Source organism: Streptomyces sp. NPDC006265, assembly GCF_040613555.1.
GTDB lineage: Bacteria > Actinomycetota > Actinomycetes > Streptomycetales > Streptomycetaceae > Streptomyces.
The window spans coordinates 1-2,301 of the sequence record NZ_JBEXSH010001150.1 but is presented as its reverse complement, the minus strand read 5'-3'; the positions used below and the strand labels follow the sequence as shown (position 1 = coordinate 2,301).

General features: G+C 73.4%; 2 protein-coding genes. One reads left to right on the top strand and one right to left on the bottom strand.

What is annotated here, in order from left to right:
* On the bottom strand, positions 1-479 hold a 479-nt coding region (locus tag ABZ281_RS46410; protein WP_356664534.1), incomplete at its 3' end, for a Gfo/Idh/MocA family oxidoreductase.
* Positions 480-817: 338 nt separating this feature from the next.
* On the opposite strand from ABZ281_RS46410, the gene ABZ281_RS46405 reads away from it, so the two are divergent.
* On the top strand, positions 818-1,867 hold the full coding sequence (locus tag ABZ281_RS46405) for a LacI family DNA-binding transcriptional regulator (RefSeq protein WP_356664532.1): 1,050 nt from the start codon (positions 818-820) through the stop codon (positions 1,865-1,867).
* The last annotated feature ends 434 nt before the right edge of the window (positions 1,868-2,301 follow it).

Sequence of the window (2,301 nt, the reverse complement as noted above, 5' to 3'; positions counted from 1 at the left end):
AAGAACCCGCCGTCGATCAGACGCTTCAGCTTCAGCAGGCCCGGGAGGAAGAGCTTGTCCTGGACGACGCCGTGCTTGATGCCGGCCTCGTTCGCCAGCCGGGCGAGGGCCAGGGCGCCGTCGAGGCCGGTGGCGGTCGGCTTCTCGGTGTAGAGGTGCTTGCCGGCCGCGATGGCCTTCTTCAGCGCCTCCTCGCGGGCGGAGGTGACCTGCGCGTCGAAGTAGATGTCCACCGTCTCGTCGGCGAGGACCGCGTCCACGTCCGTCGACCAGTGCTCCAGCCCGTGCTGCTCGGCCATCGCCTTCAGCGCGTGCTCCCGGCGGCCGACCAGGATCGGCTCGGGCCACAGCACGGTGCCGTCGCCGAGGTCGAGGCCGCCCTGCTCGCGGAGGGCGAGGATGGAGCGGACCAGGTGCTGGCGGTAGCCCATGCGCCCGGTCACGCCGTTCATGGCGATACGCACCGTCTTGCGTGTCACGTCGTTCCCTTCGTACGCGGTCGTCGCGCCGCGTACGCCCCACCGGTCACGGGCGGCCCGGTGGGTCACCCGTGGACTGGTGAGCGTTGCAGCAAGCGCTTTCTATATACGAAGAAGCTAGCCTCTGAACCGCGGTCCGGACAAGACCGTGACCAGGACGAGTTGTTCGAGGGGGCGAACAACCCGGGGTCGGGGGCTTAAGGTCTGCACGGAACCTTGGCCATGGCTTCGTCGGGACAGGGGCGGTCGACCTGCTGTTCCCTTCGGAACCATGGCCCGTGGTCTGGGTGTGTACGAGGGCGGAGACGAGACGAGATGCGCGACCGGAGGACGACGAGATGACGGTGACCCTGGCGGACGTGGCGGCCCGCGCGCAGGTCTCGCCCGCGACGGTGTCGCGCGTGCTGAACGGGAACTACCCCGTGGCCGCGTCCACCCGGGAGCGGGTGCTGAAGGCCGTGGACGAGCTGGACTACGTGCTCAACGGCCCCGCCAGCGCCCTGGCCGCCGCCACCTCCGACCTGGTCGGGATCCTGGTGAACGACATCGCCGACCCGTTCTTCGGGATCATGGCGAGCGCGATCCAGGCCGAGATCGGCGGCCCGGGCGGCCGGGCGGGCGGGGAGCGGCTCGCGGTGGTCTGCAACACGGGCGGCTCCCCGGAGCGGGAGCTGACGTATCTCACGCTGCTGCAACGGCAGCGGGCCGCGGCCGTGGTGCTGACCGGCGGGGCGATCGAGGACGCGGTGCACCAGGCGGCCATGGACGCGAAGGTGCGGAAGCTGGTGGAGGCCGGGACTCGGGTCGTGCTCTGCGGACGCCCGCCGGCGCCGGAGGCCGGGGCGATCGCGTTGACCTTCGACAACCGCGGCGGCGGGCAGGAGCTGACCGAGCACCTCATCGGGCTCGGACACCGGCGGCTCGGTTACATCGCCGGCCCCGAGGAGCGCACGACCACGCGGCACCGGCTGGAAGGACACCGGGCCGCGCTGGCCGCGCACGGGATCGAGGAGGACCCCCGGTGGACGGTGCACGGCCGCTACGACCGGCGGTCCGGCTACGAGGCGACGCTGGAGCTGCTGCGGCGTGACCCGTCGCTGACGGCGGTTGTCGCGGCGAACGACTCCGTCGCCCTGGGGGCGTGCGCCGCCCTGCGGGACTCGGGCCTGCGGATCCCGGAGGACGTGTCGGTGGCGGGGTTCGACGATCTGCCGTTCAGCATCGACGCGGTGCCGTCGCTGACGACGGTGCGGCTGCCGCTGGCGGAGGCCGGGGCCCGGGCCGGACGGATCGCGATGGGGCGCGAGGAGGCGCCGCCCGGGGGGATCGCCGCGGTGCGGGGGGAGTTGATGGTGCGGGGGTCCTCCGGGGTGCCGCGGTCTTCTTGAGGTGCGGCGGCTTGAGGGGGGCTCGGCGTCGCGGCCGGTGGGTTCGGGGCTGGGGCTCTGGGGGGCTCGGGGGTGTTGATGCCGGCGGGTTCGGGGCTGTGGCTCTGGGGGGGGGCTCCGGGGTGTTGATGCCTCGGGGGTGTCGGGGCTGTGGCTGGACAGGGTGCGGCGTCGATGCCGGTCGCGGCCGTGCTGTGGCTCGTCGCGTGCTCGGCGTCGGTGTGCGGGCCGTGTGACGGTTGCCGCCGCCAGGAACCTGCTTCGGCCTGAACGGCCTCGGCCCTCATCCGTCCGACGCCCGCCGGGCAGGTACCTCTGGTCAGGCTCCTCCGGGCAGCCACCTCAGGGCGGGCCCCGCCTGGGCGGCCACCTCCGGGGCGGGCCCGCCTGGGAAGGCCCTGGGCCTGCCCGCCGGGCAGGCCCCGCCGGGCAGG